This window comes from Gordonia sp. i37 (assembly GCF_002043085.1).
Lineage (GTDB): Bacteria > Actinomycetota > Actinomycetes > Mycobacteriales > Mycobacteriaceae > Gordonia > Gordonia polyisoprenivorans.
Genome location: NZ_MVPX01000577.1, coordinates 1 through 227 on the forward strand (window position 1 = coordinate 1; position 227 = coordinate 227).

At 58.1% G+C, this 227-nt stretch carries 1 pseudogene; it reads right to left on the bottom strand.

Features of this window, described 5'->3' with window-relative positions:
- Nucleotides 1–227: pseudogene (locus B1964_RS28175) on the bottom strand (IS630 family transposase); the annotation flags it as partial.

Genomic DNA, 227 nt, shown 5'->3' on the forward strand with positions numbered 1-227 from the left:
CTAGTGGCGCGAGTTTGAAGTTGTTGGACGGTTGGCTTTTTCTAGGATCTGTTCGGCGGTTTTGGTCCAGACGAATGGGTGGGCTCTGGGGTTCCATCCGTCGATGAACGCGCGGATTTTGGTGTTGAGGTCTGTGACGGAGGTGAACACTCCGCGGCGGATCGCTTGGCGTTCGATGATGCCGAACCAGACCTCGACGAGGTTCATCCAGGAGGCGTGGGTTGGGG